This is a genomic window from Bacillus sp. SN32, from assembly GCF_002837495.1.
Taxonomy (GTDB): domain Bacteria; phylum Bacillota; class Bacilli; order Bacillales; family Bacillaceae; genus Bacillus; species Bacillus subtilis.
Genome location: NZ_PJCT01000003.1, coordinates 218,947 through 245,247 on the forward strand (window position 1 = coordinate 218,947; position 26,301 = coordinate 245,247).

The window sequence follows — 26,301 nt, forward strand, 5'->3', positions numbered from 1 at the left end:
ATCCTCCTCTTACGCCTGTTTAAACTGCGAAATAAATCTGACATCGTTTGTATAGAAGTGGCGGATATCATCAATGCCGTATTTCAGCATCGCGATGCGCTCAACACCCATTCCGAATGCGAAGCCCTGATATTCCTTCGGATCAAAGCCAGCCATTTTAAGCACGTTCGGGTGAACCATTCCGGCACCGAGGATTTCAATCCAGCCTGTTCCTTTACATACTGAGCAGCCGTTCCCACCACATTTAAAGCATGTCACATCCACTTCTACTGAAGGCTCAGTAAACGGGAAGAAGCTTGGGCGGAGTCTGATTTCGCGGTCTTGTCCGAACATTTTTTTCGCAACAAGTTCAAGCGTTCCTTTTAAATCACTCATGCTGATGTTTTTGTCAACGACAAGCCCTTCAATTTGCATAAATTGGTGAGAGTGCGTCGCATCATCGTTATCACGGCGATATACTTTACCCGGGCAAATGATTTTAACGGGACCTTTGCCTTCATGCTTTTCCATCGTCCGTGTTTGGACAGGGGAAGTTTGCGTTCTCATCAAAGTCTCCTCTGTGATGTAAAAGCTGTCCTGCATATCGCGCGCAGGGTGTTCTTTCGGAAGATTGAGCGATTCGAAGTTGTAGTAATCCGTTTCAACCTCTGGCCCTTCCTCGACTGTGTAGCCCATACCGATAAATAAATCTTCAATTTCTTCAATGACAACAGTGAGCGGATGGCGGCCGCCGACTGCAACAGGGTTCCCCGGCAGCGTGACGTCAATTGTCTGTCCTGCAAGCTTCTGTTTCATTTCCTCTTCTTCAAGCTTCTCGTTTTTGTCAGCAATCGCATTGGCAATACGCTCCCTTACTTCGTTCGCGAGCGCCCCCATTTTTGGACGTTCCTCAGCAGAAAGCTTGCCCATTCCGCGCAGCACTTCTGTAATCGGCCCTTTTTTTCCGAGATATTGCACCCGAATATCATTGACAACCTTCAATGAGCTTGCCGCTTCTACTTGTTCTAAAGCTTCTTGTTCCAGCTGTTTTAGCTTTTCTTCCATTTTGCATCCTCCTTTTATGTAAACAAACCGTCATATGTCTTTGGAAAATAAAAAAAACCCGTCCCTTGTACAAGGGACGAGTTGTGGCCGCGGTACCACCCTTATTTCAGACAGACTGATGCTGTCGTCAGCTTCATTGACATAACGGAATCAGATTCCGGTTCACCTTTACGCGCAGTGTACGCGGTCCCGGCGACAACTCAAGAGGTGAAGCCAATTTCCGGCTGCGTTAAAAATGCTCTCAGTCAGCGGCATTTTCTCCCTGGAAAGCAGTTGATCAGAAATTGAGGTCCTCTGTCACGGTTTTTGAAATATTATGTTCTATTATAGAGAAATCCAACGCTTGGCGCAACACTATCCTCGCAAGTGATACACGAGGATGGCAGCCGCAACCGCAACGTTTAGTGATTCAGCCTGTCCGTAAAGCGGCACGTACAGGTTCAAATCCGTTTTTTCCAGCAATGCAGCATCCACCCCTGCACCTTCATTTCCTACAATGAGCGCAAAGGATTCAGACTGAGGAATCTCCTGGTAAGGCGCTCCGTTTTGCAGCGCCGTGCCGTATACTTTTACGCCCTCTGCCTTCAATTCGTCCACATATGAAGGCAGGTTTCTTCTCACAACAGGAATATGGAAGTGAGATCCTTGAGCAGATCGCAGTGTTTTTCCGTTAAAGGCGTCCGCCGTGCCGTCACCGAGTACAACCGCATCCAAACCGGCCGCATCAGCCGTTCGAATCATTGTGCCAAGGTTTCCCGGATCTTGAACAGCGTCAATCAGCAGCACCTTGCGTGCCGTTGCCAGCTTTTCTTCAGGCATATGGCACACAGCGGCAATCTGCTGCGGCGTTTCGGTTTCAGTCACAGCTGAAAACGCATCTTCACTCAGCATATAGCACTGGATACCAGTCTCAAGATCTGAAGGAATCCTCGTTTCATCCTTTACAAGGATTTCTTTCACAATGCCCGGGCTTTTCAACGCCTCTTCAACGAGGTGTTCTCCCTCTATCAGAAATGTATTTGTTTTTGTTCGTTCTTTTTTTGTGTGAAGCTTTTTCCAATCCTTCACTTTTTGGTTTTTTGCCGATTCTATTTGTTTCACTGTCTATGTGGCGCTCCTTTTTTTAACATGATGTTATTATATCGCAAGAACAGCACATAATAAACCAGGTGCAGGGTTAGAATATACGTATTACATTTTAGAAAAAGGAGCGTTTTACATGGATCTTAATTTACGTCATGCCGTCATTGCCAATGTCACCGGCAATAATCAGGAGCAGCTTGAGCATACAATCGTAGATGCGATTCAAAGCGGTGAAGAAAAAATGCTTCCAGGGCTCGGCGTTTTATTCGAAGTCATTTGGCAGCACGCATCCGAAAGTGAGAAAAACGAAATGCTGAAAACGCTTGAAGGCGGATTAAAACCCGCCGAATAAGACATGAAACCGGGTGACAGCGCCCGGTTTTTTTCTTATATAATAAAAACATGATGAGGGGGAACGCCATGTTTTTACAGCCGTTATTAGCGAAAAAAATTATTGCTGAAGTTAAAAAAATGTACGAACGTGAAGTCATTATTGTAAACACGGACGGTCTTATTATGGCAGGCACAAACGATGAGCGTGTCGGACAATTTCATGAGGGAGCGCTTATCTGCGCAAAAGAAAGACGCAGCGTGATTATTACAAAAGAAGATGAAACAAGGTTAAAAGGAGTGAAAGCAGGCATAAACCTCCCTGTATTTTTTGACCATGATGTGATCGCCGTCTTCGGGCTGACAGGTAAGCCTGCAGAGATTCAGCCATTCGGAGAACTGCTTCGAAAAATGACAGAGCTGTTCATTAAGGAATCACGGCATTTAGAGCAATCCCAGTGGCGTGAGAGAATGCTGGAGTCCTTTATGATCGATTGGCTGCAATTAAAGGAGTGGTCTCCCAGTTTTCTTGAGAAAGCTCAGCTTCTTGGTGTTGACCTTGCCTCCCGGCGCCAAATGATTCTTATTCAGGGGTATGAGTGGTCACCTCATGATATTGAACAAATGGCACGCAGCTGGAAATCCTCGTACCCTGCGGATTTGTTCATCAGGTGGGGAAATGAACGGATCTTGATTAATCATGAAGTGCCGCAGCATGAACAAAGGGATCAGCTTTTACGGAAGATCCTTCACATTTGTTCGTTTGCCAATACCGCAAGCAGCCAATATACAGCAGCTGGCGCCGGAAGGGCTGTCGCAAGCTCCAGCCTGACAGATTCATACGAGCAAGCGGAAAAAGCGCTGGCTGTCAGCCTTAAGCGAAAAACGCCCATATTTGAAGAGGATCTGAAGCTTGATATGTGTCTGACGGAGATCAGCCCGGGAACCCGAAATGAATTTCCGCAAAGAGTATTAGGAGAGGCGCTAGAGCATCAGGAACTTATGAATACGTTACGGACTTTCTTTCATCACGATTTGTCTTTGAAACAAACCGCAGAAAATATGCATATTCATATCAATACATTGCGTTATCGTCTGGCTAAGGCTGAACAGCTGACGGGTTTACGTTTTGACCGTACCGAGGACATCGTCACGATGTACGTTGCACTCTATTTTTTAGATCAAGATACAAAATAGAGAGAGTTTCAGTTTCATTTTTTGTATGTCTCTCTATAGAAGGCTTTGCTTTTTTTCTTTTACAATAGATTGAAAGCGTTTTTTGACAGGGGGATGGGTGAAATGATCACCAAGGATGTAAAGGAGCAGCTGATTCGGATCTCCGGACCAGAAAACTTTGATGACTCGAATGCCGGCCGTCTCGTCTATTCATATGATGCGACGCCTCAGTATCAGTCTATGCCTGATGCCGTGATTGCTCCAAGGAATACTGATGAAGTATCACGCATTTTAACAATTTGCAGCGAACATCGAGTGCCGATCGTTCCAAGAGGATCAGGGACAAACCTGTGCGGCGGCACGTGCCCGACTGAAGGCGGACTTGTGCTTCTCTTTAAGCACATGAACCAGATTCTTGAGATTGATGAAGAAAATTTAACTGCCACAGTTCAGCCGGGCGTCATTACGTTGGATATGATCCGGGCAGTTGAAAGCAAAGGTTTGTTTTATCCGCCCGATCCGAGTTCTATGAAAATATCAACTATCGGCGGTAACATCAATGAAAATTCCGGCGGGCTACGTGGATTAAAATACGGCGTCACCCGCGACTATGTCATCGGTCTGGAGGTTGTGCTCGCAAATGGAGACATCATCCGCACCGGGGGAAAACTCGCGAAGGATGTGGCCGGATACGATCTCACACGTCTTTTTGTCGGCTCAGAAGGAACACTCGGCATTGTGACCGAAGCCATCGTCAAACTTGTTCCAAAGCCTGAAACAAAGAAGACGCTGCTTGCCCTTTATGAAAACATCGATGCCGCTGCTCAAACGGTATCAGACATCATTGCCGCAAAAATCATACCCGCCACGCTTGAATTTCTCGACCAGCCTACACTTTTGGTGATTGAGGATTATGCCAAAATCGGACTGCCGACAAACGCAAAGGCGGTTTTATTAATTGAGCAAGACGGACCGCTTGAAATCGTGGCACGGGATATGGAAAAGATTGAGGCGATTTGCAAAAAAGGCGACGCCGTTTCCGTTCAGACCGCACAAACAGAGGAGGAAGCGTTTGCCCTGACTGAAGCCCGGCGTTCTGCACTTTCTGCCCTAGCCCGCCTCAAACCGACGACGATTTTAGAGGATGCAACCGTTCCTCGCTCAGAAATCGCCAATATGGTTAAAGCGATTAATGATATTGCTGCTAAATATGATATTTCCATCTGCACCTTTGGCCATGCGGGAGACGGGAACCTTCACCCGACATGCACGACAGACATAAGAAATAAGGATGAAATGAAACGTGTCGAACAGGCTTTTGCCGAGATTTTTGAGAAAGCGATTGAACTTGGCGGGACGATAACCGGAGAGCACGGAGTCGGGGAAATGAAAGCGCCTTACTTGGAAATGAAGCTGAAAAAAGAAGGCATTGATGCGATGAAAGCGTTGAAAGCGGCATTTGACCCCCGGAACATATTAAATCCCGGCAAAATGTTTGCGAAAGATGCGAGAAAACGTGTGGTGACGGAAAGATGACAACAGAAAAAGAAATGAAACAGATCCAAAATGAATTTAAAGAGCGTATGGATGAAGGCGAGTTATTAAATTGTATGCGCTGCGGCTTCTGTCTTCCTTCCTGTCCGACCTATATCGAATCGGGATTTCAGGAAACACACTCTCCGCGCGGGCGTATCGCCTTAATGAAAGCCGTAGCCGACGGTATGATTGAACCGGATGAAGATGTCGAACGGTCGCTGTCACTTTGCCTCGGCTGCCGCGCCTGTGAACCTGTATGCCCGTCTGGCGTGAAATACGGGCAGCTGCTTGAGGAAGCCAGAGATATTATCCACCAAAATAAAAAACACTCGCTTGCCGAACGTGTCATGCGAAAGACGGCTTTTCACGAGCTGTTTCCGCATCAAAACCGCATGCGCTCAGCTGTAAGCCTTATCGGTTTATATCAGCGGTCAGGGCTGCAAACCGCTGTGCGAAAATCAGGCATGCTTCGAATCCTGCCTGAGCATTTGCGGACGATGGAAGCCGTTCTTCCTGATGTTCCAAAAAGCAAAGAAATGAACAATAGGCCGCGTTTCCTGCCGTCCATTGGCCCCATGAAAAAACGGGTCGCCTTTTTTTCGGGCTGCTTAATGGATACGATGTTTTTACCGACTAACAATGCCACATTGAAGCTTTTACAGCTGGCAGGCTGCGACATTGTCATCCCGCCTGAACAGGCTTGCTGCGGGGCGCTTCATGGACACAGCGGTGAAAAAAACACAGGGAAAGAGCTCGCGAAACAAAATATCGCTGCTTTCGAAGCATTAGACGTGGATGCAGTCATTACAAACGCAGGAGGATGCGGAGCCTTTCTTACCGAATATGATCATTTGCTGAAGGATGACCCGGAATGGTCGGAGCGGGCCGCCGCTTTTGTTCAAAAGCTGAAGGATTTTTCTTCCGTTTTGGTTGAACTCGATTTCCATCAAATGGACTTAGCGCTCAAGACGCCTCAGGTCGTTACCTATCAAGATTCATGCCACCTAAGAAATGTAATGCATACGTCGCTTGCGCCCCGCCAGCTTCTTAAAAGCATCAAAGGGGCGGAATTCAAAGAAATGGAGAAAGCAGACAGCTGCTGCGGGTCAGCGGGAATTTACAACATCGTCGAAGCTGAAATGTCTATGAAAATACTGGACAGCAAAATGGCTGCCGTCAAAGCAACCGAAGCGATCCTCATTGTAACAGCAAATCCCGGCTGCCTGCTGCAAATGAAGCTCGGCATTGAACGCGAAGGACTAAGCGGTAAAGTCAGAGCCGTTCACCTGGCTGATTTGCTATTGGAAGCAGCCGGGCACAAAACATCATGAGAAAGCCCAAAACAGATATTGTTTTGGGCTTTTGTGCGTTATTCCATCGGACTGCAAATTTCGATATAATGTCCATCCGGATCAGCGATATAGGCGACCGTCTGCCCCCATGGTTTCACTTTCGGCTCCCCGATAATCGATACGCCTTGTTCTCTCATCCTTTTGATGACCGCTTCTACATTTTCAGTAACAAACCCGATTTCAAATGTGTTTGAAGCAGATGTATCCGGAATGTCCAGCGCCGTGATGTCTCTGGCGCTTTCCCGCGTATTAAGCGCCAATATCGTAGACCCTGTATCAAATTCGACATACGTGCCGTGTTCAGCACGAATCGGCAGTCCTAAAATATCCCGGTAAAAATGAATAGCCCGCTTGCTGTCCGATACGTATAGAATAAGATATTTCATTGATAGATTCATTGCCAACCCCCCTCAGCATTTTCAATAGTCCTTCTAGCCCGGTATAGACGCTTCCATCCTTAAGCTCGGATCTTTCCACATCTGCGCCCATTTTTTCACAGCCGCCACGATAATAATGAAGCCTAACACCAGCATGATGATAGATAATACGCCATTTAATACACTATATCCTGCTGCTTCAGGATTGAGATACACATTGCGCACCATCCAATAGCCCGCATAATTGACAGTGACATATAAATAGGCAAGCGGGATAAGACAGGTCAGAATGTACCGGCGTTTATCGGCGATTTTCAACACGATGGTCGCTCCGATAATGAGCCCCACTGAAGCCATCAGCTGATTAGAAACGCCGAACAGCGCCCAAATGGAACCGATATCTCCTGAATACAGCAAGTACCCCCACATTAAACAGGCAAGCGCGCTGGCAAATACAGAGCCCGGAATCCAGTCTGTTTTCTTCAGCGGCTTATACACCTCCCCGAAGAAATCCTGGATCAAATAACGGGCAACGCGTGTGCCGGCGTCAATCGCTGTTAAAATAAAGACCGCTTCAAACATAATGACAAATTGGAAAAAGTATGAGGCCAAATGGCTGAAAAACGGCATTCCGGTAAAAATATAAGTCATCCCCACCGCAAGTGTGACGGCTCCCCCTGTTCTTCCTTCTAAGTCCAAACCGATTTCCCTGCTCAATTCAGGCAAATGTACGACATTCATGCCAAGCGTACGGAAAACCTCAGGCGTGCTGTTAATCGCAAAGTAATCAGCAGGCTGTAAAGCGGTCGCTGCAATCAGCGCCATGATGCCGACAAGACACTCAACAAGCATTGCGCCAAACGCAACCGGCTTCATATCACTCCATTTATTCAGCATTTTCGGTGTCGTTCCTGAGCCGACAAAGGCATGGAACCCAGAGATCGCCCCGCAGGCGATGGTTATTGAGATGAACGGCCAGACAGGTCCTGCCAGCACCGGCCCGCCGCCTTTTACGAATTCTGTAAACGCAGGGAACGGAATGGACGGATTGACGACAAACACACCAACAATCAAAGCGATAAAAACACCGATTTTCATAAAACTGCTTAAATAATCACGCGGAGCAAGAAGCAGCCAAACGGGAAGCGCAGCCGCAAAAAATGCATAAACAGGAAGCGCGATTGCAAGCGTTTTCGTATCTAGCGTTAAAAAGTCACCAAGCGCTGTAGTCTGTACCCATGGACCGATAAAGACTCCTGCCATTAAAAAGAGAAAGCCGACCGTTGAAGCGAGCTTTAAATTTCCCGTTTTCTTATAAAATAAGCCCACACCCATCGCAATCGGTATCGTAATCCCTACCGCAAATGTTCCCCATGGATTACGTTCAAGCGCATGCAAGACAACCATCGACAGGCCCGCCATTGTGATCGTGATGATAAACAGCATGGACAGTCCTGTACAAAATCCTGCAACAGGGCCAAGCTCATCCTTCGCCACTTCCGACAGCGATTTTCCGTTTTTGCGCATCGATGCAAACAACACCACAATATCATGGACGGCTCCCCCAATTACCGCCCCGATTAACAGCCACAATAATCCCGGCAAATAGCCAAACTGCGCCGCCAGAATTGGTCCGACCAGCGGCCCGGCCGCTGCGATCGCGGCAAAGTGGTGGCCGAACGAAACCCATTTATTTGTAGGCACATAGTCTTTCCCATCCTCAAGCGCATGAGCAGGTGTTGGCTTGTCATCATTCACTTTGAGAACCTTCACCATCATAAATGTTCCGTATAAACGATAGGCAATAGCCAAAATACACATTGATGCTATCACAATTGTAACCGCATTCATTTTCTCCCATCCCCTTTGCTGTTTTCATAAATATATCATAATTTCATGGGGAAAAGCGGTCATTTTTTCCTATACAAAAAGCCGGCTGGAACGAGCCGGCTCGTGGCAGTTGAAAGACAAGCCGGAGATTTCTCTCCGGCTTTGCTATTCTTATGACTGTTTTTTCAGGCGGATTACATTCCAGGAAAGCGGCTTGAAATGAGCAGTTAAGCCATTTTCGCTGACAGACGATGATCCGTTGGAATGCGGAACGACATTTTTTCTGTTATGCTGGTTTGTCGCTTTGATATCCTGATGCTCAAGTACGATGTGCTCTGCGATTTGGTAAGATTCAAAGCCTCTGAGCGAAATCTCCGTCTCCATCTGATCCTCAGCCTTGTTTACCGCAAAAATAGTGAGTGTTTCTTCCTCTTCAGAGTACACAACAGCAGCATCAACATATGGCACATCAGTGAAATCAGAACAATCGTACTTAGGAGAAGAAATAAGCGGTTTCAGTGACTCGCCCCTTCCGTAAACAGAAGCATGCATGTATGGATAGAAAATCGGCTGTCTCCATGCTTCTCCGCCTTTTTCCGTCATGATCGGCGCGATGACATTGACAAGCTGTGCAAGACACGCAATTTTCACACGGTCTGCGTGCTGCAGCATCGTAATGAGCAGAGAGCCGACTAATAAGGCATCTTCAAAATTGTAAATATCCTCTAAAATCGGACGCGCAGTGATCCACGGCTCGACTTTTTTATCAGCCTCATTTGAGTGGTACCAGACGTTCCATTCATCCAGAGAAAGATTGATTGTTTTCTTGCTGCGTGTTTTCGCTTTTACATAGTCACAGGTCGCAGCGACTGATTTGATAAAATGATCCAAATCCATGGAACGGGCCAAGTAGTTTGGCAGATTGTTATCCCGGTTTCCGTAGTAGGTGTGAAGAGAGATATAGTCGACATGTTCATACGTATGCTCCAGCACCTTCGCTTCCCAATCGATAAAGGTCGGCATGCCGCTGTTTGAGCTGCCACAGGCAACGAGTTCAATTGATGGGTCAACCCACTTCATGACCTTTGCTGTCTCTGCAGCAAGCCGTCCGTATTCATCAGCTGTTTTGTGGCCGATCTGCCACGGTCCATCCATTTCGTTTCCTAAGCACCATGTTTTGATGCCATACGGCTGTTCATAGCCATGCGATCTTCTTAAATCACTCCAGTAAGAGCCTTTCGGATGGTTGCAATATTCAACGAGATTACGAGCGGCATCTATGCCTCTTGTGCCAAGGTTGACGGCCATATTGACCTCAGTGTTCACCTTTTTTGCCCAAGATAAAAATTCATTTGTTCCCACTTCATTGGTTTCTGTCGTTTGCCATGCCAAGTCAAGCCGTCTCGGGCGGTTTTCGACTGGTCCGACACCGTCCTCCCAGTTGTATCCGGATAAAAAGTTTCCGCCCGGATAGCGGATGATGGGAACCTGTAATTCTTTGATCAGCGACTGGACATCTTTTCTAAATCCATCTTCATCCGCTTCAGGGTGATCAGGCTCGTATATGCCTTCATATACCGCACGACCCATATGTTCGATAAACGAGCCATAAATCCGTTTATCTACTTCACCGATTTTATATTCTTTGTCTACAATCATTCGCGCTTTTTTCATCACACGTTTCCTCCTTCATTAACCTTTGACTCCCCCTACCGTCAGGCCGGAGATAAAGTACTTTTGGAAAAACAAGAAAATGATAATCACCGGCAAAATCGCAAATACTGAGCCGGATATAAGCATGTCGTAATTATTTCCATAAGGGCTCAGCAAGCTGGACAGCCCTATTGGAAGCGTAAACATTTCTTTCGACCGAAGCACAATCAGCGGCCACAAGAAGTTGTTCCAGCTGTTTAAGGACTGAAGGATAATCATCGCACCGAAAGCCGGTTTCATCAGCGGTGCCATAATCCTGAAAAAGATGCCGAATTCCGTACAGCCGTCCATCCTTGCAGAGTCCAGCAGATCTCTTGGAAGGCCAAGAGCATATTGCCTGAAAAAGAAAACGGCAACAGGTGAAACGATAAACGGCAATATGACACCCGTATATGAATCGATCAAGTGCAGTCCGACAGTAAGCTTAAACAGAGGAAGCATCATCACTTCCAGCGGAACCATCATAATAATCAGCACAAGAACAAAGATGATATTTCTTCCCTTAAAATCATAAACCGCAAGCCCGTACCCGATCATCGAAGAAAAAAACAGGGTGAGCATGGTTGTGAAAAGCCCAAGTACAAGACTGTTAAAAAACCATTTGAAATAAATGCTTCCGCCGTTAAACAGAAATGTATAATTATCAAGACTCATTACTTTAGGATCAATGTCGAGATTGAGCCCCACACGCAAAAGCTCAGATGAGGGCTTTAATGATCCTAAAAGCAAACAGAAAATCGGAAAAAGATACAATAGGCTCAGCATAATAAAAAACAGGGTTAGCGCGATTCTATAAACGCTGAACTGAGGACTGTGCCGCAACATTTATCCCTCCCCCTTAAACGAGCCTGACAGCTTTAATGAAATCAGGCTGACAACAAGGATCACAATCAAAAGCACGATGCCGATGGCTGCTCCGTACCCCATTTCGTTGTAGGCAAGCCCCTGCTGATACAAATATCCGACAAGCGTCAGACCAATATTACCCGGGGAATTATTCTGCCAAAGGACGTAGCTTTCCTCAAACATCCTGAAGCCGCCGATGATGCTGATGGTCAGCACATATACGGTTACAGGCTTGAGAAACGGCAGCGTGATGTGCAGAAATTTTTTCATTGTATTCGCGCCGTCTATATCAGCGGCTTCGTACAGCTCTTTCGGCACATTTTGCAAACCGGCTAAAAAGTAAAGGATGTTGATTCCCATCCATCTCCATGAAGCAAGCAGCACCATCAAAAACATGCCGGTATGTTCATTGTTCATCCAGTTCTGAGGTGAAAAGCCGAGTTTGAGTAGGATGGAATTGGCCAGAGACGTTTCCATTTCTCCGAAGATCAGCCGAAAAATGATCCCCGCGACAATGGTGGAGGTCAATGCCGGGATGAATAGTGCTGATTTAAATATATTTCTAAATTTGACCAGCTTTGAATTCAGGAATATGGCCAGAAGCAATGGGACAGGAATCAGCACGATCAGCGTCCAAAAGGTGTATTCCAGCGTATTCCAAAGGGCGGTATAGAACGTCGGGTTGTTTAGCGCTGTATAATTAGACAATCCGACAAAGGACACCTCTCCCGGCAAAATTCTTTGGAAGCTCATGATGAAGACACTAATGATGGGGTATAGAAAAAATACGAGAAAGGATAAAACGAATGGCGCTGTAAACAGATAGGGCGCCGCTTTTTTTGAATAAAATAGATCTCGCCAGCCTGATTGTTTCGCAGCTGAAGGAACGGGATGAACCGTTCCTGTTTTCACAGGTTTCATGAGAACCTCCCCGCTTTCACTTTTTGAATGGGATTCTATTTCTGTTTCAGTTCACCTGCCGCTCTGTCCAAGGCTTGTTTAGGCGTTTTTTGCTGAGATTTAAGTGCGTCGAACAACACGCTTCTGTTGACAAGGTCTGAAGCCTTGGCAAAATCCTCATGTAAATAAATCGGATTGATTTCATCCTTGATATCGAGCAGCACGGAAAAAATGCCTGTTCCGTTTTGGAAGTAATCCGTGTATTTGTTTTTCTCTTTCAATTCCTTGGAGCTCCAGACATCCCAGCGAAGCGGGTCAAACCCAAGTACGCTCCAGAGCTTTTTGTTTCCTTCTTTAGAGCCCTTCGCAAAGGCTAAAAACTCTGTTGCTAACTCAACATGCTTGGCTTGCTTCGGCACAACGGTTGCCGTACCGCCCAAACCTGCCGAGCGGTCGCCTCCCTTTTTCCATGCCGGGAGCGGCCTGATGGCAATCTTCCCTTTCAGATCAGGCATATAATCGATAAATCTTCCCATATACCAAATCGGCATGAGGACTGAAGCAGCTCCTCCTTGGTTCATAAAGCCGTAGTATTCTTCACTGTGATGCCCGCCGCCCGGCGCAGGAATCATCGTTTTATCATTGATCATGTCTTTTAAATATTGAAGTGTTTTTACGTTGGTGTCATTATTGAGGATCAGCTTGCCGTTTTTATCAAAATAGCCTGAGTTTTGCTGTGAAATAATAGATAAGAACGTTCCGGAATCATTTGTTTCCACCGTTCCCATCGGCTTCCCGGTCACTTTGCGCACTTTCTGTCCGGCTTTATGGTAATCATCCCATGTTTTAATATCGTCAGGATTGACGCCGGCTTTCTTCATAACATCCATGTTATAAAACATGACTGTTGTTCCTACATGCGTATCGAGTCCGTAAAGCTTGCCGTTTTTGCTGTACAGGGTCAGCCGCGCCTCAACGAATTTATCGCGGTCCTTTTCAATCAGCGGAGTCAAGTCGGCAAGCGGTATGTCAGAGCCCTTCAAAAAGTTTGAAAAACGGGCCAATTCAACATCGGCAATATCAGGGACGCCTTCTCCCGCTATTAAGGAGATAGACAAGTTATCGTGCATTTGTCCATACGGATAAACGACCGTATTCAGCTTAATTTTGCGGTCAGGATATTTTTTATTCCATTCCTTCACCATTTCCACATAGAACTGCTCATGAAGCCCGTTAAATGTCCAAAAGGTCAGCTCGGTTTCACCCGACTTCCCGGATGATCTTTCTGCTGAACACCCGGCAATGACTAATGTCAGCAGCATCATGAGCACAAGAAAACAGACAGTCATTTTTTTCATCTGCGTTACCCCTTCCATTCGAGGTGCGGGCTATTCATATAGACCATGGTTGATCAGCGTTTTGTTTTCATTAATGATTCTTAATCCGGTGCAGCGGTCTCTTAAGGTGTGCGCGTGTCTGAAGGCATTCTTGACGGAATCCTGCCCGACACCGATTTCGTCAAAATACGCAGGGCCTCCGGCTGATCTCAGCCAATCAGCCAGCACTTCTCCTTCCGGGAGAGTTTGATAAGCCGATTGGATGGCTTGCCGCCGGCTCGGTGAAAATTCGTTGAGCCCGTCATCCTTAGCGAGCTTTCTGTATGTGTCAGTTAATAAAACAGCTGCACAGCCCACCTTTGCCCCATGAAGAATCTGCGGCCGTTTTTTCTCCATTAATTCCATCTCAATCCAATGTGAAATATGATGCTCTCCGCCTGATGCCGGGCGGGAATGATCTAATGCCAGCATGACAAGCCCCGATACAAGTAAAGACTCCATCAAAACCCGTATGCCTGTTTCCGTTTTCATCGCAATGTCTTCTGTGTGTTCAATGCAGGCAGCAAGCGCCTCCTGAACAATCTTAGCTCCTGCTGGCGAATAAGGCTCGCCGGCAAGATGCCGGGATATTTCCCAATCTGCTAAAGACGTTATTTTACCGAGCATGTCACCAAATCCAGCCGCCACCATTGACTGCGGTGCCGCTTTTAATAGATCCAGATCAGCGAACAGTGCAGACGGGGCCTTCGTTTGAATGGTTGTTTTCGTACCGTATAAAACAATCGGCGCCCCTGCTGATGTAAAACCGTCTACAGATGGAGCAGTCGGATAAGAAATAAACGGCAAATCTCTTTGAAACGCTGCAAAGCGGACGATATCATGAATCGTGCCCGAACCGACTGCGATCATGACATCCGTTGTTTGTTTCGTATGGATCAGCACATGAATGAGCGATCGTTCATCAGCTGTCACATCTCCGGCTTCATTTTCTGGAATGATCAGGCACTCGGCCTGAAATCCTTCTTGATTCAGCTGATTTTCCAGATCAATTCCTGCAATGCGGTGTGTATTCGCGTCGCAGACAAGGACAATATGTTTATTGTTTTTTCGTTTTACATAATCCAAAAGCGAATCAGCTGCTTGTTTACCGAGAACAATTTCTTCAACTTTTATAGGCAACGTCTTTTCTCCGGCGTGTTCAAAAGCACGCTGAACGTCAGCTGCGATACGATTCATATCAGAATCCCCTCCTCAGCCAATTTGGTTACATCCTTAACAGAATCCAGCACATAATCCGGCGTGTACAAACGCTGTTCGCCCTGTTTCGCAGAACCAGTTAGCACTAAGGCGCTTTTCATGCCATAAAGCTTCCCCATCGCAATGTCAGATTCAATGCTGTCTCCTATAATCATGCATTCATGTGCGGACAGCCCCATTGCTGTACAGGCAGCCTCCGCCATCAGCCATGACGGCTTTCCGACAACAAGTTCAGTCTTCGCTTGTGCGGAAGCCTCTATCGCCCCAATCATTCCGGCCACATCAATGGCATTTCCGTCTTCGTTCGGAAAAGAGCGGTCTTTGTTTGTAGCAATGATGCGAGCGCCGCCGGCAGCCGCTTGAAAGGCTTGATTTAAATCTTCGTACGTGAGCGTTTCATGAAGAGAGATCACGAGCCAATCCGCTTCCTTCGGTTCGTTCGCGTGCTGCACACCAGCCATCCTCAGCTCGTCAACCAAGCCTTGCTCCCCAAGCACCCACACCTTTGAAAAACGATAATGTTTTTTCAGAAAAGCCGCTGTCACGCTTGATGACAGAACAATGTCGTTTACGTCCGCTTCAATCCCCGCGCCGAGAAGTTTTTTTCTGCACATGGCACGGGAGATATTCCCCCGGTTGCTTAAAAAGACGATTTTCTTTCCCATTCTCCTAAGCGTTTTGATCGCTTCTCTTGCTCCTTCGATCAACTCATTTCCTCTGAATACAGTACCGTCCAAGTCAATCAGAATGCCGGCCGGTGACACAGGCGTATCATGACTGGCCATAATACGCATTTGCTCCGTGTTTTCGATAAAAATGCTTTTCATGCAGAACTGTATTGATTGGGGTTACATCCTTGTTCAGCATAATGGAGTGATAGGCCATTTCGGCAACCGTTTCTAATACAACTGCGTTATGAATGGCATTTAAGGCGTCAGTGCCCCAGCAGAACGGTCCGTGATTATTCACGAGCACACCCGGCACCTGTTCGTAGTTATGATGCTGAAAGGTTTCCGCTATGACTTTTCCTGTATTCAGTTCGTAGTCATGAATGATTTCTTCATCGTACATTTCTCGCGTACATGGAATCGCACTGTCAAAATAATCAGCATGGGTCGTGCCTAACGGAGGGATGTCTCTGCCCGATTGCGCCCAGCTTGTCGCCCATTGAGAATGGGTATGGACAATTCCCCCGATATTCGGAAAGGCTTTATATAAATAAACATGGGTAGGTGTATCTGAAGAAGGCTTAAGCGAGCCTTCGACGACCTCTCCATCAAGGTTCAAAACAACCAAGTCATCTGCTGTCAAGTCGCTGTATTCGACTCCGCTAGGTTTGATGACAATTCTTTCTTTTTCACGGTCAATCCCGCTGACATTTCCCCACGTAAAGGTTACCAGCTGATGCTCTTGAAGCTTCAGGTTGGCAGCCAGCACTTCCTTTTTTAATGTTTCAAGCATGCTCCATCACCCTTTATCAATTCTTTTTGGCGGCAGATGAAAATTGAAGATTTTTGATCGTTTTCAGACGCTTCATGACATGGTTTTCTTTTCCGAAATAATGAACCAGCTCTTTATATTCAGCGTACAATTTTTCATAAACCGCGGCGTTTTCGGCATTTGGCGTATAAGTTATATCTTTCAGTTTTCCCATGTTCGCCGCTGCCTCTTTGATGTCATCGTAGCCGCCTTTTTCTTTGCCTGCTGCAAGCGCGCCGAAAATGGCAGATCCTAAGGCTGGGGCTTGCGGTGAACCAGAGATTTTAATGTCCATATTTGTCACATCCGCATAAATCTGCATGACAAACGGGTTTTTCTCAGCTATTCCGCCCGCTGCGTATAGTTCCTCAATCGGGACACCGCTTTCTTTGAATGTTTCGATAATCATCCGGGTTCCGTAAGCTGTCGCTTCAACTAACGCTCTATAAATCTCTTCAGGCTTCGTCAGCAGTGTCATTCCAAGCAGCATCCCTGTTAAATCTGCATCAACAAGAGTTGAACGGTTTCCATTCCACCAATCTAAAGCAAGCAAGCCGCTTTCACCTGGCGCTTGATGGTTTGCTTTCTCACTCAGCAGCTCATGAACGCCAATGTTTTTTTCCTTTGCTTCCTTTTGATAAGCTGGCGGGACACATGTTTTCACAAACCAGTCAAAATGATCGCCGACACAGGACTGCCCGGCTTCATATCCCGCATAGCCCGGGAGAATTCCGTTGTCCACAACGCCGCACATTCCTGGAACGATATGCACCTCTTCACCAAGTAGAACATGGCACGTCGAGGTTCCCATAATCATCAGCATTTTCCCTGGCTCTGTAATGCCGACCGCCGGTACGGAAACATGAGCGTCCACATTGGCAACCGCAACAGCCGTTCCCGGGAGAAGCCCTGTCAGCTTTGCCATTTTTTCAGTCAGACTGCCGGCTTTTTCTCCTACTGAATGAATAGAACCTAACAATTTGTCCTTTGTAATCGTTTTCATTGAAGGATTTAATTTCTCAAAGAAATCATCTGACGGATACCCCGCTTTTTCACTCCACATCGCTTTATACCCTGCAGTACAGTTGCTTCGCTTGAGCGAGCCGCACAGCTGGTACACGATCCAGTCCGCAGCCTCGATGATCCGGTCAGCCGCTTCATAAATGTGAGGCGCTTCCTCGGCAATTTGCATGACCTTTGGAATCATCCATTCTGATGAAATTTTTCCTCCGTACCGCTGTAAAAAAGCCTCTCCTTCTTCTTCCGCGATTTGATTGAGCCGATCAGCATGTTTTTGAGCCGCATGATGCTTCCAGAGCTTCACATAGCTGTGCGGCTCCTCTTCATATTCAGGCAGCATGCATAACGGCTGCCCGCTGCTGTCAATAGGAAGGATCGTACATGCCGTGAAATCAATTCCAATCCCGATAATGTCTTTCGGTTCAACGCCCGTCTGTTCGAGTAAAGACGGAATGGTTGTTTCCAAGACTTCGAGGTAATCAGCAGGGTGCTGCAGCGCCCAGTCACGCGGCAGCTTTTGACCCGTTTTTGGAAGGACGGTATCAATGACAGCATGCCTGTATTCTTTTACAGCAGCCGCAAGTTCCTCCCCTGTTTGGACATGAACTAGCACTGCTCTTCCTGATAAAGTTCCAAAATCAACCCCTATTGTGTAAGCCATGTGACATCCCCCTCTACTTTTGAAGCCGGTAAAGCGCCTCGTTCCATTTTAACTCGTGTTTCAGTTTATGAATTGTCGTATCACGGGAAATGAGAACACTTTCGATTCCCGCCATTTCCGCCCAATCAAGCATTTGCTCCGCTGTCAGTTCATAAGACAGGCAGGTATGGTGTGCACCGCCGGCTAAAATCCATGCCTCCGCTGCTGTTTTCAATGACGGCTCCGGCTTCCAGAGAACACGGGCAACCGGTAAATTCGGCATGTCTTTTTCAATTTCCTGGCCGTTGACTTCATTCAGCACAAGGCGGAAACGCCCGCCAATATCAACAATGCTAGCTTGAATGGCAGAACCGCTGATGCCGTTAAATACAAAACGCGCAGGGTCCTCTTTGCCGCCAATCGAAAGTGGATGAACCTCGATTTTCGGCTGATCCAAAGCAACAGTCGGACACACTTCAAGCATGTGAGAGCCCAGAATCATTTCATTTCCCGGTTCAAAATGGTACGTGTAATCTTCCATGAAGGAAGTTCTTTTTCCTTTAGCCATGATTTTCATCATCCGCACAAGGGCCGCTGTCTTCCAATCTCCTTCACCGGCAAACCCGTAGCCTTTCTCCATCAGGCGCTGAACGGCAAGTCCCGGCAGCTGTTTCATTCCGTGCAGCACTTCAAACGATGTCGTAAACGCTGTGTATCCGCCTTGCTCAAGAAAAGCGGTTAAGCCAAGTTCAATTTTCGCCTGTTCTTTAATGGACGCTACCTTTGCTTCGTCACGTTTTGTTTCCTCACTGATCACATATAGTCTGTCATACTCGGCATAAAGCGTGTCAACCTCGTCGTCCGTAATGCGATCCATCACTTCAACAAGATCCCCGATGCCATATCCGTCAACCTGCCAGCCAAATTGAATATGCGCTCCCACCTTGTCTCCGTCCGTTACCGCGACATGACGCATGTTATCTCCAAATCTGGCAACCTTAATATGTCTGCTTTCATTTAATGCAGCCGCCGTATCCATCCACTGGGACATTTCTTTTTTCACTTCTTCATCATCCCAATAGCCGGCAATGACTTTTCGGCTAAGCCCCATTCTCGAGTTGATGTAACCGTACTCTCGATCGCCATGCGCGGATTGGTTGCTGTTCATAAAATCCATGTCAATCGTACCCCACGGGATATCGCGATTATATTGAGTATGCAAATGCATAAGCGGTTTTTGATAAGAGGAAAGGCCTTCTATCCACATTTTTGCAGGGGAAAATGTGTGCATCCATGTAATGATGCCAGCGCATGTCTCACTGTACTCTGCTTCTCTTAACAGCTCTCTGATGGTTTCCGGTGAAGTGACGACGGGCTTATGAGTGATTTTATATCTGGAAGAAACCCCGCTGAGCCCCTCACAAATGCTTTTAGCATGCTGATCTACCAGTTCCAGCGTCTCTTCCCCGTATAGGTGCTGGCTTCCTGTCACAAACCAGAATTCATAATCCTTTGTCTGAAGCATGTAAACTGCCCCTTTCTCATAAAATAAAACGCTTTCAAATATAAAAGATACGTACTAATGATAGAAAATAAACCTATAAATAAATATTTGTACGAACAATTTTATTATAGTAATTGACTATTATACTGTCAATCTTTTCTTTTAAAAAAAGCCGGGGGCAGAGCCCGGCTTTTTGATTCAATAGGACGGCCAGCCCGAGCTCCAATTCAAATCATTGATGAGAAGCTTCGGAATGCCATTGTCATTGGCATCATAGGCATGGCGAACAAGAATGTTTCCGTTCACAATATCCTGGCCTCCAGGTCCTTTCCATTGGTCATTGCCCGAATCCAAAATAGTGCCTCCGCCTTCAAGCATGCTTTTTCCGCTTTTATCAAGATAAGGGCCTGTAATGTTTTTGGATCTTCCGTAAGCAATTTTGTACGTACTGTTTACCCCGTCACAGCATTTATCAAATGAAACCATTAAATAGTAATATCCATTTTGATACGTAAGAGTAGGAGCTTCTAAGGCACCTCCATTATTCGGTCTAGCTGCAATCGAATAGAGCGAGCCTGTAGGCTTCATCGTACTCTTATCGAGCTTAGTCAGCTTAATGCCGCTCCAAAACGAGCCGAATGCAAGCCACGGGTTGCCATCCTTGTCGAATGTCAGCTCCGGATCAATTGCGTTATAATTATTTGAGCTTGTCGAACGGATCACCAAGCCCTCGTCCTTCCAGCTCCCCGAACTGATGCTTGTTGAAGATGCCAGGCCAATGGCAGATGTATTGCTTCCAAAAGAAGAAACGGAATAATACAGCCAGTACTTGCCGTTATAGTATTGGATGTCCGGCGCCCACTGGTTTTGACCATAATTCGGTACATAATTGGACCACCACGATAGCGGTGTACTGAAAATGGATTTTTGTACGGTCCAATTTTTAGCGTCTGAAGACTTCAAAACCCGCAGTCCCCGTTCTTCAGTAAGCCCTGTTCCGAGCGCATACCATGAGCTCCCCTCTTTAATCATAGTCGGGTCATGAAGCAGCTCATTGGATGCACCCCAAAACGCTGCCTCTGCGGGAGCAGCAGAAGTGAATATCAAACCTGCAGCCAGAGCTGCACTCGAAAAGTGTAAGAAGCGTTTCCATGTTTTTTTCTTTTTCAATTTTGTTCAACCTCCTTTATTTCAGAAAGCGCTTACAAATTAGATTATTTATCCTCCCTTCCTGTCAAATCGACTGCGTATCGTATATCGTCATGTTCAGGAAATTTTCGGTATCCCCTTTATTGTAGTCACTATGCTGTAATTTGTACAGACAAAAAAATAGAATCCACCTCAATAGGCGGATTCTTCCGTATCTTTATTGGTACGTAATTTCGTCAACCGTTTTTCGATCTAACTTCTTAATGACTTCTGTAATTAGCTTTACCGCGTTTTCATAATCATCACGATGCAGCATGGCCGCGTGCGTATGAATGTAGCGGGTTGCAATGGTAATGGACAGCGCAGGAACGCCATTTGCCGTCAAATGGATGGCACCCGAATCAGTTCCGCCGCCGGCAATGGCATCAAATTGGTACGGAATGCCGGCTTCCTCCGCAGTGGCTACAACTGCATCGCGCAAACCTTTGTGAGAGACCATGGATGCATCGTAAACGATAATCTGCGGGCCTTTGCCCATTTTGCTCTGCGCTTCCTTCTCGGAAATGCCAGGCGTGTCTCCTGCTATCCCTACATCAACACCAAACGCAATATCAGGCTGAATGGTGTGTGCAGCCGTTTTCGCTCCCCTCAGCCCGACTTCCTCCTGCACGGTTCCAACGCCATACACTATATTTGGATGGTCTGTGTTTTGTAAGTTTCTTAACACATCAATTGCAATCGCACAGCCGATGCGGTTGTCCCAGGCCTTTGCGAGTAGGAATTTTTCATTGTTCATGACCGTAAACTCAAAATGCGGAACGATCATATCTCCCGGGAGTACACCCCACTCCAAGGCTTCTTCCCGGCTTGAAGCTCCAATATCAATAAACATGTCTTTTATTTCCACTGATTTTTTTCTTGCTTCAGGAGACAAAATATGAGGCGGCTTAGATCCGATAACCCCTGTGATTTCTCCTTTATTTGTGACAATGGTGACGCGCTGGGCAAGCATAACCTGAGCCCACCATCCGCCAACGGTTTGAAAACGGATAAAGCCTTTATCTGTGATTTGTGTCACCATAAAGCCGACTTCATCCAAATGTCCGGCGATCATAATTTTCGGGCCATTTTCTGCACCAGTTTTTTTGGCAATTAAACTGCCCAGGCGATCTGTTGTCACCTCATCAGCAAATGGTTCTATGTATGATTTCATCACTTGCCTTACTTCTCTTTCATTGCCGGGTATGCCTTTTGCATCTGTTAAATCTTTCAGCATGGTCAATGTTTCATCTAATTTTGCCATGTTCCAAACCCTCCTTCATCAGTCCTGCATTCTTATTATACAAAACATGGCGCGAACCATACGACTATTTCACTTGAAAATCGGGTATATGTTTTTACAGCTTTCTTTTAGAAAAAGTGAAACCTTTTTCTATGCTTTTCGTATTACATCAGATCATCACCATAAGGGAGGTGCCTTCACACAATGTTTGTCATGGTTCTAAGGATTATTTTGCTTGCACTTTTTGCTTATTGTATTTATGCCGTGGTCAAATATGTCGCGAATCCTAAGAGAAGGCTTAAGCTGGCCCAATCAAAAGAACATTTTTATATTATTGATGAACAAAACAATACCCGGAAGAATTTTCAGCTGACGTATAAAGGCGTGCTTTTTGAGGGAGAAAAGCATATTCCTTCCAAGGATCATCCGCTGTTTATTCACACGATCTTTGTCTGGACAGAATCTCCTGAGAAGCTGAAACATTTCTCTGCAAAAGATTTTGAGAACATTGAAGAAAAAGTGCTGGAACGATATCCAAATTGTAAGATTGACTGGGACCAGCCCATTAAACTCGCAAAAAAAGCAGAAGAGCGTTAAACGCTTTTCTGCTTTTTATAAATCAAACGGGCTGTAGTAAATAGCGATGAGAATCGCTTCAATTACCAGAAGAAGCGGTACTCCATACTTAAAAGAAGCGTGTTTCGTTTTATGTCTGAAGGTTTGCATGCCAAGCCAGACACCGAGCGCTCCAAACACGATGGCTATCAGCCACAGCCGGTCTTCAGAAATTCTCCACTTGTGCTGCTGCGCTTTGCGTTTGTCAAAGCCCATCACCCAAAAACCGCACAGATTAATCAACACCAAATAAGCAGCAATAATCATGTTGCCTCATCCTTTATATAGAAAAAGCCGCTCTGCTGGAGAGCGGCTCTATATGATTACTTGTTTAATTGAGCTTTAGCAGCATCAGCAAGCTGATTGAATGCAGTAAGATCGTTTACAGCAAGATCAGCAAGCATTTTACGGTTTACTTCGATACCAGAAAGCTTAAGACCGTGCATTAAACGGCTGTAAGAAAGGCCGTTCATGCGAGCAGCTGCGTTGATACGAGTGATCCAAAGTTTACGGAAATCACGTTTTTTCTGACGACGGTCACGGAAAGCATAGTTTCCAGATTTCATGACCTGCTGGTTAGCTACTTTGTATAATGTATGTTTTGAACCGAAATAACCTTTTGCTAATTTAAGAACCTTTTTACGACGCTTACGTGTAACAGTTCCGCCTTTTACTCTTGGCATTGAATTTCCCTCCTAATTGTTCCTTATCCGATTACTTGATGTTAGCAAGCATTTGTTTGATACGTTTGAAGTCTCCTGCGCTTACAACAGCACTCTTGCGAAGCTTACGCTTTTGCTTTTGAGATTTGTTGGCGAATAAGTGACTTGTGTACGCGTGAGAACGTTTTAACTTCCCAGAACCTGTCTTTTTAAAACGTTTAGCAGATCCGCGGTGAGTTTTCATTTTTGGCATGGGATTTCCTCCTTATTGCTTTTCGTTTTTCGGTGCGAGCATTAAGAACATGCTGCGGCCGTCCATTTTTGGTTTTGTTTCGACTGTCGCAACCTCAGCACATGCTTCGGAGAAACGGTCTAATACACGCTGACCGATTTCTTTATGAGTGATTGCGCGTCCTTTAAAGCGGATAGAAGCTTTCACTTTATCGCCTTTTTCAAGGAATTTAATCGCATTGCGCAATTTCGTGTTAAAGTCATGCTCATCGATTGTCGGACTTAACCGAACTTCTTTTAAGTTAATGATTTTTTGATTCTTGCGTGCTTCTTTTTCCTTTTTCTGCTGCTCAAATCGGAACTTACCGTAGTCCATGATTCGGCAGACAGGCGGTTTTGCATTCGCTGCAACTAACACAAGGTCAAGATTTGCGCGGCCGGCGATTTCAAGTGCTTCCTGACGGGACTTGATTCCAAGCTGGTCGCCATTTTGTCCGATTAAACGGACCTCACGTGCACGGATACCCTCATTAACCAATTGATCTTTGCTAATAATGAGCCACCTCCATAGTTTCTTCGAATTGATTCACAACTCATTTTGAATGCATTTTGCAGGCAAACAAAAAGTGTGGGCATTATAAAACACCCACACTACGAACATCTGTATCAATAAAAATGTACGGTCAACCTGCCAACTACATGCATGTGTCAATCAGGTGAGAAGCGGGTGCTTCTGCTTGTGATTTATATTCAATTCAATAACTATTCTACACAATACCGGATCTTTAGTCAAGGACGACTTATCCGGAACAACTTTTACATTGTAACATGGGTTTTCTATGAGCGCAAGAGAGAAAAAGAAAATCTTTCAGCCCCACCAAAATGCAAAGAACCAACAATTCCCCCCTTATTTCGCAATTTACAACAAAACCACCGACAGGAAGAAATGTAAAACAAAGTTAATCTTTGACCGATATAAGAAGCAGAAGGGAGCCTGACACATGAACAAACTGATACAGCTTGCTTTATTTTTCACATTGATATTAACCGGTTGCTCGAATATCAGCACATCTTCCGAATCAAAAGTCGAAACTGTTAAGACAACTGCAGCATTTCCTCAAAAGGAGCTGGAGAAAGAGCTAAAAAAACTAAAACCCGTTTCATTGGACATGAAGTTCGAGAGTCCACTCGCTACTGAGTTAGGAAAGCGGAAGGCAAAAGAAGAAGCTGAAAAGCAAAGACAAATCGCCGCTGAGAAAAAGCTTGAAAAAGAGCGGGAGGCGAAACGAAAGAAACAGCAGGAGGAAAAAGCGGAGAGACAGCGATTAGCAGAGCAGCAGGCTGCAGAGAGACAGCGATTAGCCGAAGCGGAAAGACAAGCTGAACTTGAAAGACAGCGGCAGGCAGCAATCCAAAAAGAGCAGAAAGCGAACGCTGAGAAAAAGCGGCAATCGCAGGCACAACGGCAGCAGACTGAGGCACCCTCATCTAATAGTCAAGATCCACCATCTTCCTCGAGTCAGACAGATAAAACCATTCAACAGCCAGCTTCAGAGCTTCCTGATGACGATGGTTATGGTTATGAAGAACGAAAAAAGTGGCATGACGATCAAGTAGAATGGGGCATTAAACAAGGGTATATCGATCCCGAAGACGCACCATAAAATAAAAAAAGCCAAGGCATTCAGCCTTGGCTTATCCACCGATCAGCTGCACGAACACAGGGATGACCAGAACCGTTACCACTCCTACTACGACAACAGCAATACTTGCCATCGCAGCTTCAACTTCTCCCATCTCAATCCCGACCGCTACACCAAGTGCATGTCCGGATGTTCCAAGAGCCAATCCTTTAGAAATCGGATTTTTCACTTTAAACACCTTCAAGAACAATGCTCCGAGCGCATATACGATGACAGCGTTAAAGATGACCGCAAAGGCTGTGATGTCGCTGATGCCCCCGATGCCTTTTGATAAAGGAAGCGCAATTGCCGTTGTAGCCGCCTGCGGAAGCATGCTTTTCATTACGGCCGAATCGAGATGAATGCCTTTAGCGAGCAAATAAACAATCGTGACAGAGCAGATAGAGCCGGCAATAATGGAGGCCATGATTTGCCACCAGTACTTTTTAAGCTTATCTCTTTGTTTGTACAAAGGAATTGCAAATGCAATCGTTGCCGGTTCAAGGAAAAACTTAATGATCTCTCCCCCGTTATTATAATCCGCGTAGGAAAAACCGCCGATTTTTAAAAATGCGATCCCCAGCACCATGGCAACAAACAAAGGAGTGAAAAGGAAGAAGCCTTTCGTTTTCTTAAATAAAAAGGTGCCGATGCCGAATGCAGCAAGTGATACGACAATCCCAAAATAAGGACTCATTGTGCTTTCCATGTGAAGAACCTCCTGTTTCCCTTAATGGTGAACGAGTTCGTTATTGTTCTGCGGGCTTTGCACTGTTTTTGTTTTCATGTCCGCTGCGGTTTTGCGTTTTCCGCTCAGCGACAGAATCAGCTGAGAAAACAATCCCGTAGCCCCCAGCAAAATAATCGTTGCGAGCAGAATGACAAGAACAATTTGCAGGCCGTATTGCTGCATCACACCAAGCGAATTCATAACAGATATACCTGATGGAACAAATAAAAATCCGATCAGAGAGGTTAAAGACGTTCCGAGCGTTTCCACTTGTTCCAGTTTAATGACTTTCAAACATAATAGGAGAAATAATAAGACCAACCCTACAACCGATGCCGGGATAGGTATTGGGACAATAGCGGCAATCATATTTGAAACCAGCATAATGACGGCAAAAATAAATGCTTGTGTTAAAAACCCGTACACTTTTTTAGCACTCATTTTCTTCACCTCTTTCTCTTTGGTACCCTCATTATAAATAAGAATTCCCTGTTATAAAGCGCTTACAAGATAACATGCCGTATAG

At 45.8% G+C, this 26,301-nt stretch carries 29 protein-coding genes and 1 other annotated feature; of the genes, 7 read left to right on the top strand and 22 right to left on the bottom strand.

The genetic code is table 11. The annotated features are described in order from the left end of the window. Window positions 1-9 precede the first annotated feature (9 nt). A complete protein-coding gene (pheS, locus tag CW370_RS14670) occupies window positions 10-1,044 on the bottom strand; it encodes a phenylalanine--tRNA ligase subunit alpha (RefSeq protein WP_004398818.1) in 1,035 nt (344 codons plus the stop codon). An 81-nt stretch (window positions 1,045-1,125) separates the two neighbouring features. On the opposite strand from pheS, the gene CW370_RS14675 reads away from it, so the two are divergent. Then, on the top strand, window positions 1,126-1,332 hold the full coding sequence (locus tag CW370_RS14675; protein ID WP_004398812.1) for a hypothetical protein: 207 nt from the start codon (window positions 1,126-1,128) through the stop codon (window positions 1,330-1,332). A gap of 66 nt (window positions 1,333-1,398) precedes the next feature. Here the strand turns inward: CW370_RS14675 and CW370_RS14680 are convergent, their stop codons facing one another. Next, window positions 1,399-2,145, bottom strand: coding sequence for a TrmH family RNA methyltransferase (locus CW370_RS14680; RefSeq protein WP_003246182.1), 747 nt, complete (start codon window positions 2,143-2,145; stop codon window positions 1,399-1,401). Between the two features lie 118 nt (window positions 2,146-2,263). On the opposite strand from CW370_RS14680, the gene sspI reads away from it, so the two are divergent. The 4 genes from sspI to CW370_RS14700 all read left to right on the top strand — a co-directional run bounded on the left by sspI (window position 2,264) and on the right by CW370_RS14700 (window position 6,500). Beyond that, complete coding sequence (sspI, locus tag CW370_RS14685) at window positions 2,264-2,479, top strand: small acid-soluble spore protein SspI (protein WP_003229525.1); 216 nt, start codon at window positions 2,264-2,266, stop codon at window positions 2,477-2,479. A 68-nt stretch (window positions 2,480-2,547) separates the two neighbouring features. Beyond that, window positions 2,548-3,654: a CdaR family transcriptional regulator gene (locus tag CW370_RS14690; RefSeq protein WP_101169778.1), complete on the top strand. Its 1,107-nt coding sequence runs from the start codon at window positions 2,548-2,550 to the stop codon at window positions 3,652-3,654. Between the two features lie 102 nt (window positions 3,655-3,756). Next, entirely contained in the window at window positions 3,757-5,169 is a 1,413-nt protein-coding gene (glcD, locus tag CW370_RS14695; RefSeq protein ID WP_101169779.1) for a glycolate oxidase subunit GlcD, read from the top strand. Continuing rightward, window positions 5,166-6,500, top strand: a complete 1,335-nt coding sequence (locus CW370_RS14700; protein ID WP_101169780.1) for a (Fe-S)-binding protein — start codon at window positions 5,166-5,168, stop codon at window positions 6,498-6,500. Before glcD ends, CW370_RS14700 begins: the two co-directional genes overlap by 4 nt. Window positions 6,501-6,538: 38 nt before the next feature. Here CW370_RS14700 and CW370_RS14705 read toward each other — a convergent pair whose 3' ends face one another. The 14 genes from CW370_RS14705 to CW370_RS14770 all read right to left on the bottom strand — a co-directional run bounded on the left by CW370_RS14705 (window position 6,539) and on the right by CW370_RS14770 (window position 21,876). Next, window positions 6,539-6,907, bottom strand: coding sequence for a VOC family protein (locus CW370_RS14705; RefSeq protein WP_225510034.1), 369 nt, complete (start codon window positions 6,905-6,907; stop codon window positions 6,539-6,541). Beyond that, a complete protein-coding gene (locus CW370_RS21605; protein ID WP_100506469.1) occupies window positions 6,822-7,010 on the bottom strand; it encodes a hypothetical protein in 189 nt (62 codons plus the stop codon). Before CW370_RS21605 ends, CW370_RS14705 begins: the two co-directional genes overlap by 86 nt. Next, window positions 6,953-8,749, bottom strand: a complete 1,797-nt coding sequence (gene cstA, locus CW370_RS14715) for a carbon starvation protein CstA (protein WP_014477607.1) — start codon at window positions 8,747-8,749, stop codon at window positions 6,953-6,955. The genes CW370_RS21605 and cstA overlap by 58 nt, the downstream gene beginning before the upstream one ends. Window positions 8,750-8,899: 150 nt before the next feature. Next, window positions 8,900-10,402: an alpha-L-arabinofuranosidase AbfA gene (gene abfA / locus CW370_RS14720; protein WP_101169781.1), complete on the bottom strand. Its 1,503-nt coding sequence runs from the start codon at window positions 10,400-10,402 to the stop codon at window positions 8,900-8,902. Window positions 10,403-10,420: 18 nt separating this feature from the next. Next, window positions 10,421-11,266, bottom strand: coding sequence for an arabinose ABC transporter permease AraQ (gene araQ, locus CW370_RS14725; protein ID WP_014480513.1), 846 nt, complete (start codon window positions 11,264-11,266; stop codon window positions 10,421-10,423). Beyond that, complete coding sequence (locus CW370_RS14730) at window positions 11,267-12,208, bottom strand: carbohydrate ABC transporter permease (protein WP_003229507.1); 942 nt, start codon at window positions 12,206-12,208, stop codon at window positions 11,267-11,269. Between the two features lie 35 nt (window positions 12,209-12,243). Continuing rightward, window positions 12,244-13,545, bottom strand: coding sequence for an ABC transporter substrate-binding protein (locus CW370_RS14735; protein WP_024573044.1), 1,302 nt, complete (start codon window positions 13,543-13,545; stop codon window positions 12,244-12,246). Window positions 13,546-13,575: 30 nt separating this feature from the next. Beyond that, the gene (gene egsA / locus CW370_RS14740; protein ID WP_029946067.1) at window positions 13,576-14,760 is read right to left on the bottom strand and encodes a sn-glycerol-1-phosphate dehydrogenase; all 1,185 of its coding nucleotides are present in this window, start codon (window positions 14,758-14,760) and stop codon (window positions 13,576-13,578) included. Further along, on the bottom strand, window positions 14,757-15,575 hold the full coding sequence (gene araL, locus CW370_RS14745; RefSeq protein WP_080263034.1) for a sugar-phosphatase AraL: 819 nt from the start codon (window positions 15,573-15,575) through the stop codon (window positions 14,757-14,759). Before araL ends, egsA begins: the two co-directional genes overlap by 4 nt. Continuing rightward, window positions 15,553-16,242, bottom strand: coding sequence for an L-ribulose-5-phosphate 4-epimerase (gene araD / locus CW370_RS14750; RefSeq protein WP_003229501.1), 690 nt, complete (start codon window positions 16,240-16,242; stop codon window positions 15,553-15,555). Before araD ends, araL begins: the two co-directional genes overlap by 23 nt. Before the next feature lie 16 nt (window positions 16,243-16,258). Further along, on the bottom strand, window positions 16,259-17,941 hold the full coding sequence (gene araB, locus CW370_RS14755; RefSeq protein WP_029946069.1) for a ribulokinase: 1,683 nt from the start codon (window positions 17,939-17,941) through the stop codon (window positions 16,259-16,261). A 13-nt stretch (window positions 17,942-17,954) separates the two neighbouring features. Continuing rightward, window positions 17,955-19,445: an L-arabinose isomerase gene (araA, locus tag CW370_RS14760; RefSeq protein ID WP_014477615.1), complete on the bottom strand. Its 1,491-nt coding sequence runs from the start codon at window positions 19,443-19,445 to the stop codon at window positions 17,955-17,957. 177 nt (window positions 19,446-19,622) lie between these two features. Next, the gene (gene abnA, locus CW370_RS14765) at window positions 19,623-20,594 is read right to left on the bottom strand and encodes an arabinan endo-1,5-alpha-L-arabinosidase AbnA (RefSeq protein ID WP_024573508.1); all 972 of its coding nucleotides are present in this window, start codon (window positions 20,592-20,594) and stop codon (window positions 19,623-19,625) included. 196 nt (window positions 20,595-20,790) lie between these two features. Further along, the gene (locus tag CW370_RS14770; RefSeq protein WP_101169782.1) at window positions 20,791-21,876 is read right to left on the bottom strand and encodes a M42 family metallopeptidase; all 1,086 of its coding nucleotides are present in this window, start codon (window positions 21,874-21,876) and stop codon (window positions 20,791-20,793) included. Between the two features lie 183 nt (window positions 21,877-22,059). On the opposite strand from CW370_RS14770, the gene ysdB reads away from it, so the two are divergent. Further along, on the top strand, window positions 22,060-22,452 hold the full coding sequence (ysdB, locus tag CW370_RS14775) for a sigma W pathway protein YsdB (RefSeq protein ID WP_003229493.1): 393 nt from the start codon (window positions 22,060-22,062) through the stop codon (window positions 22,450-22,452). Between the two features lie 15 nt (window positions 22,453-22,467). Here ysdB and CW370_RS14780 read toward each other — a convergent pair whose 3' ends face one another. Genes CW370_RS14780 through infC form a run of 4 tightly spaced genes read right to left on the bottom strand, consistent with a single transcriptional unit; the run spans window position 22,468 to window position 23,919 of the window. Further along, window positions 22,468-22,737 (bottom strand): DUF1294 domain-containing protein, encoded by a 270-nt coding sequence (locus tag CW370_RS14780; protein WP_101169783.1) that lies wholly within the window; start codon window positions 22,735-22,737, stop codon window positions 22,468-22,470. A 56-nt stretch (window positions 22,738-22,793) separates the two neighbouring features. Then, on the bottom strand, window positions 22,794-23,153 hold the full coding sequence (gene rplT, locus CW370_RS14785) for a 50S ribosomal protein L20 (RefSeq protein WP_003222420.1): 360 nt from the start codon (window positions 23,151-23,153) through the stop codon (window positions 22,794-22,796). Between the two features lie 31 nt (window positions 23,154-23,184). Then, window positions 23,185-23,385, bottom strand: a complete 201-nt coding sequence (rpmI, locus tag CW370_RS14790; RefSeq protein ID WP_003222418.1) for a 50S ribosomal protein L35 — start codon at window positions 23,383-23,385, stop codon at window positions 23,185-23,187. 12 nt (window positions 23,386-23,397) lie between these two features. Next, the gene (gene infC / locus CW370_RS14795; RefSeq protein WP_010886591.1) at window positions 23,398-23,919 is read right to left on the bottom strand and encodes a translation initiation factor IF-3; all 522 of its coding nucleotides are present in this window, start codon (window positions 23,917-23,919) and stop codon (window positions 23,398-23,400) included. Window positions 23,920-23,977: 58 nt separating this feature from the next. Continuing rightward, window positions 23,978-24,108: a sequence feature (ribosomal protein L20 leader region), on the bottom strand. A 256-nt stretch (window positions 24,109-24,364) separates the two neighbouring features. Between infC and CW370_RS14800 the strand changes: the two genes are divergently transcribed. Further along, on the top strand, window positions 24,365-25,027 hold the full coding sequence (locus tag CW370_RS14800; protein ID WP_024573510.1) for a hypothetical protein: 663 nt from the start codon (window positions 24,365-24,367) through the stop codon (window positions 25,025-25,027). 31 nt (window positions 25,028-25,058) lie between these two features. On the opposite strand, the gene lrgB is transcribed toward CW370_RS14800, so the two are convergent. Together lrgB and lrgA are read right to left on the bottom strand one after the other, a co-directional pair. After that, window positions 25,059-25,754, bottom strand: a complete 696-nt coding sequence (lrgB, locus tag CW370_RS14805; protein WP_003229482.1) for an antiholin-like protein LrgB — start codon at window positions 25,752-25,754, stop codon at window positions 25,059-25,061. Window positions 25,755-25,775: 21 nt separating this feature from the next. Further along, window positions 25,776-26,216, bottom strand: coding sequence for an antiholin-like murein hydrolase modulator LrgA (gene lrgA, locus CW370_RS14810; RefSeq protein ID WP_014477620.1), 441 nt, complete (start codon window positions 26,214-26,216; stop codon window positions 25,776-25,778). Window positions 26,217-26,301 lie beyond the last annotated feature (85 nt).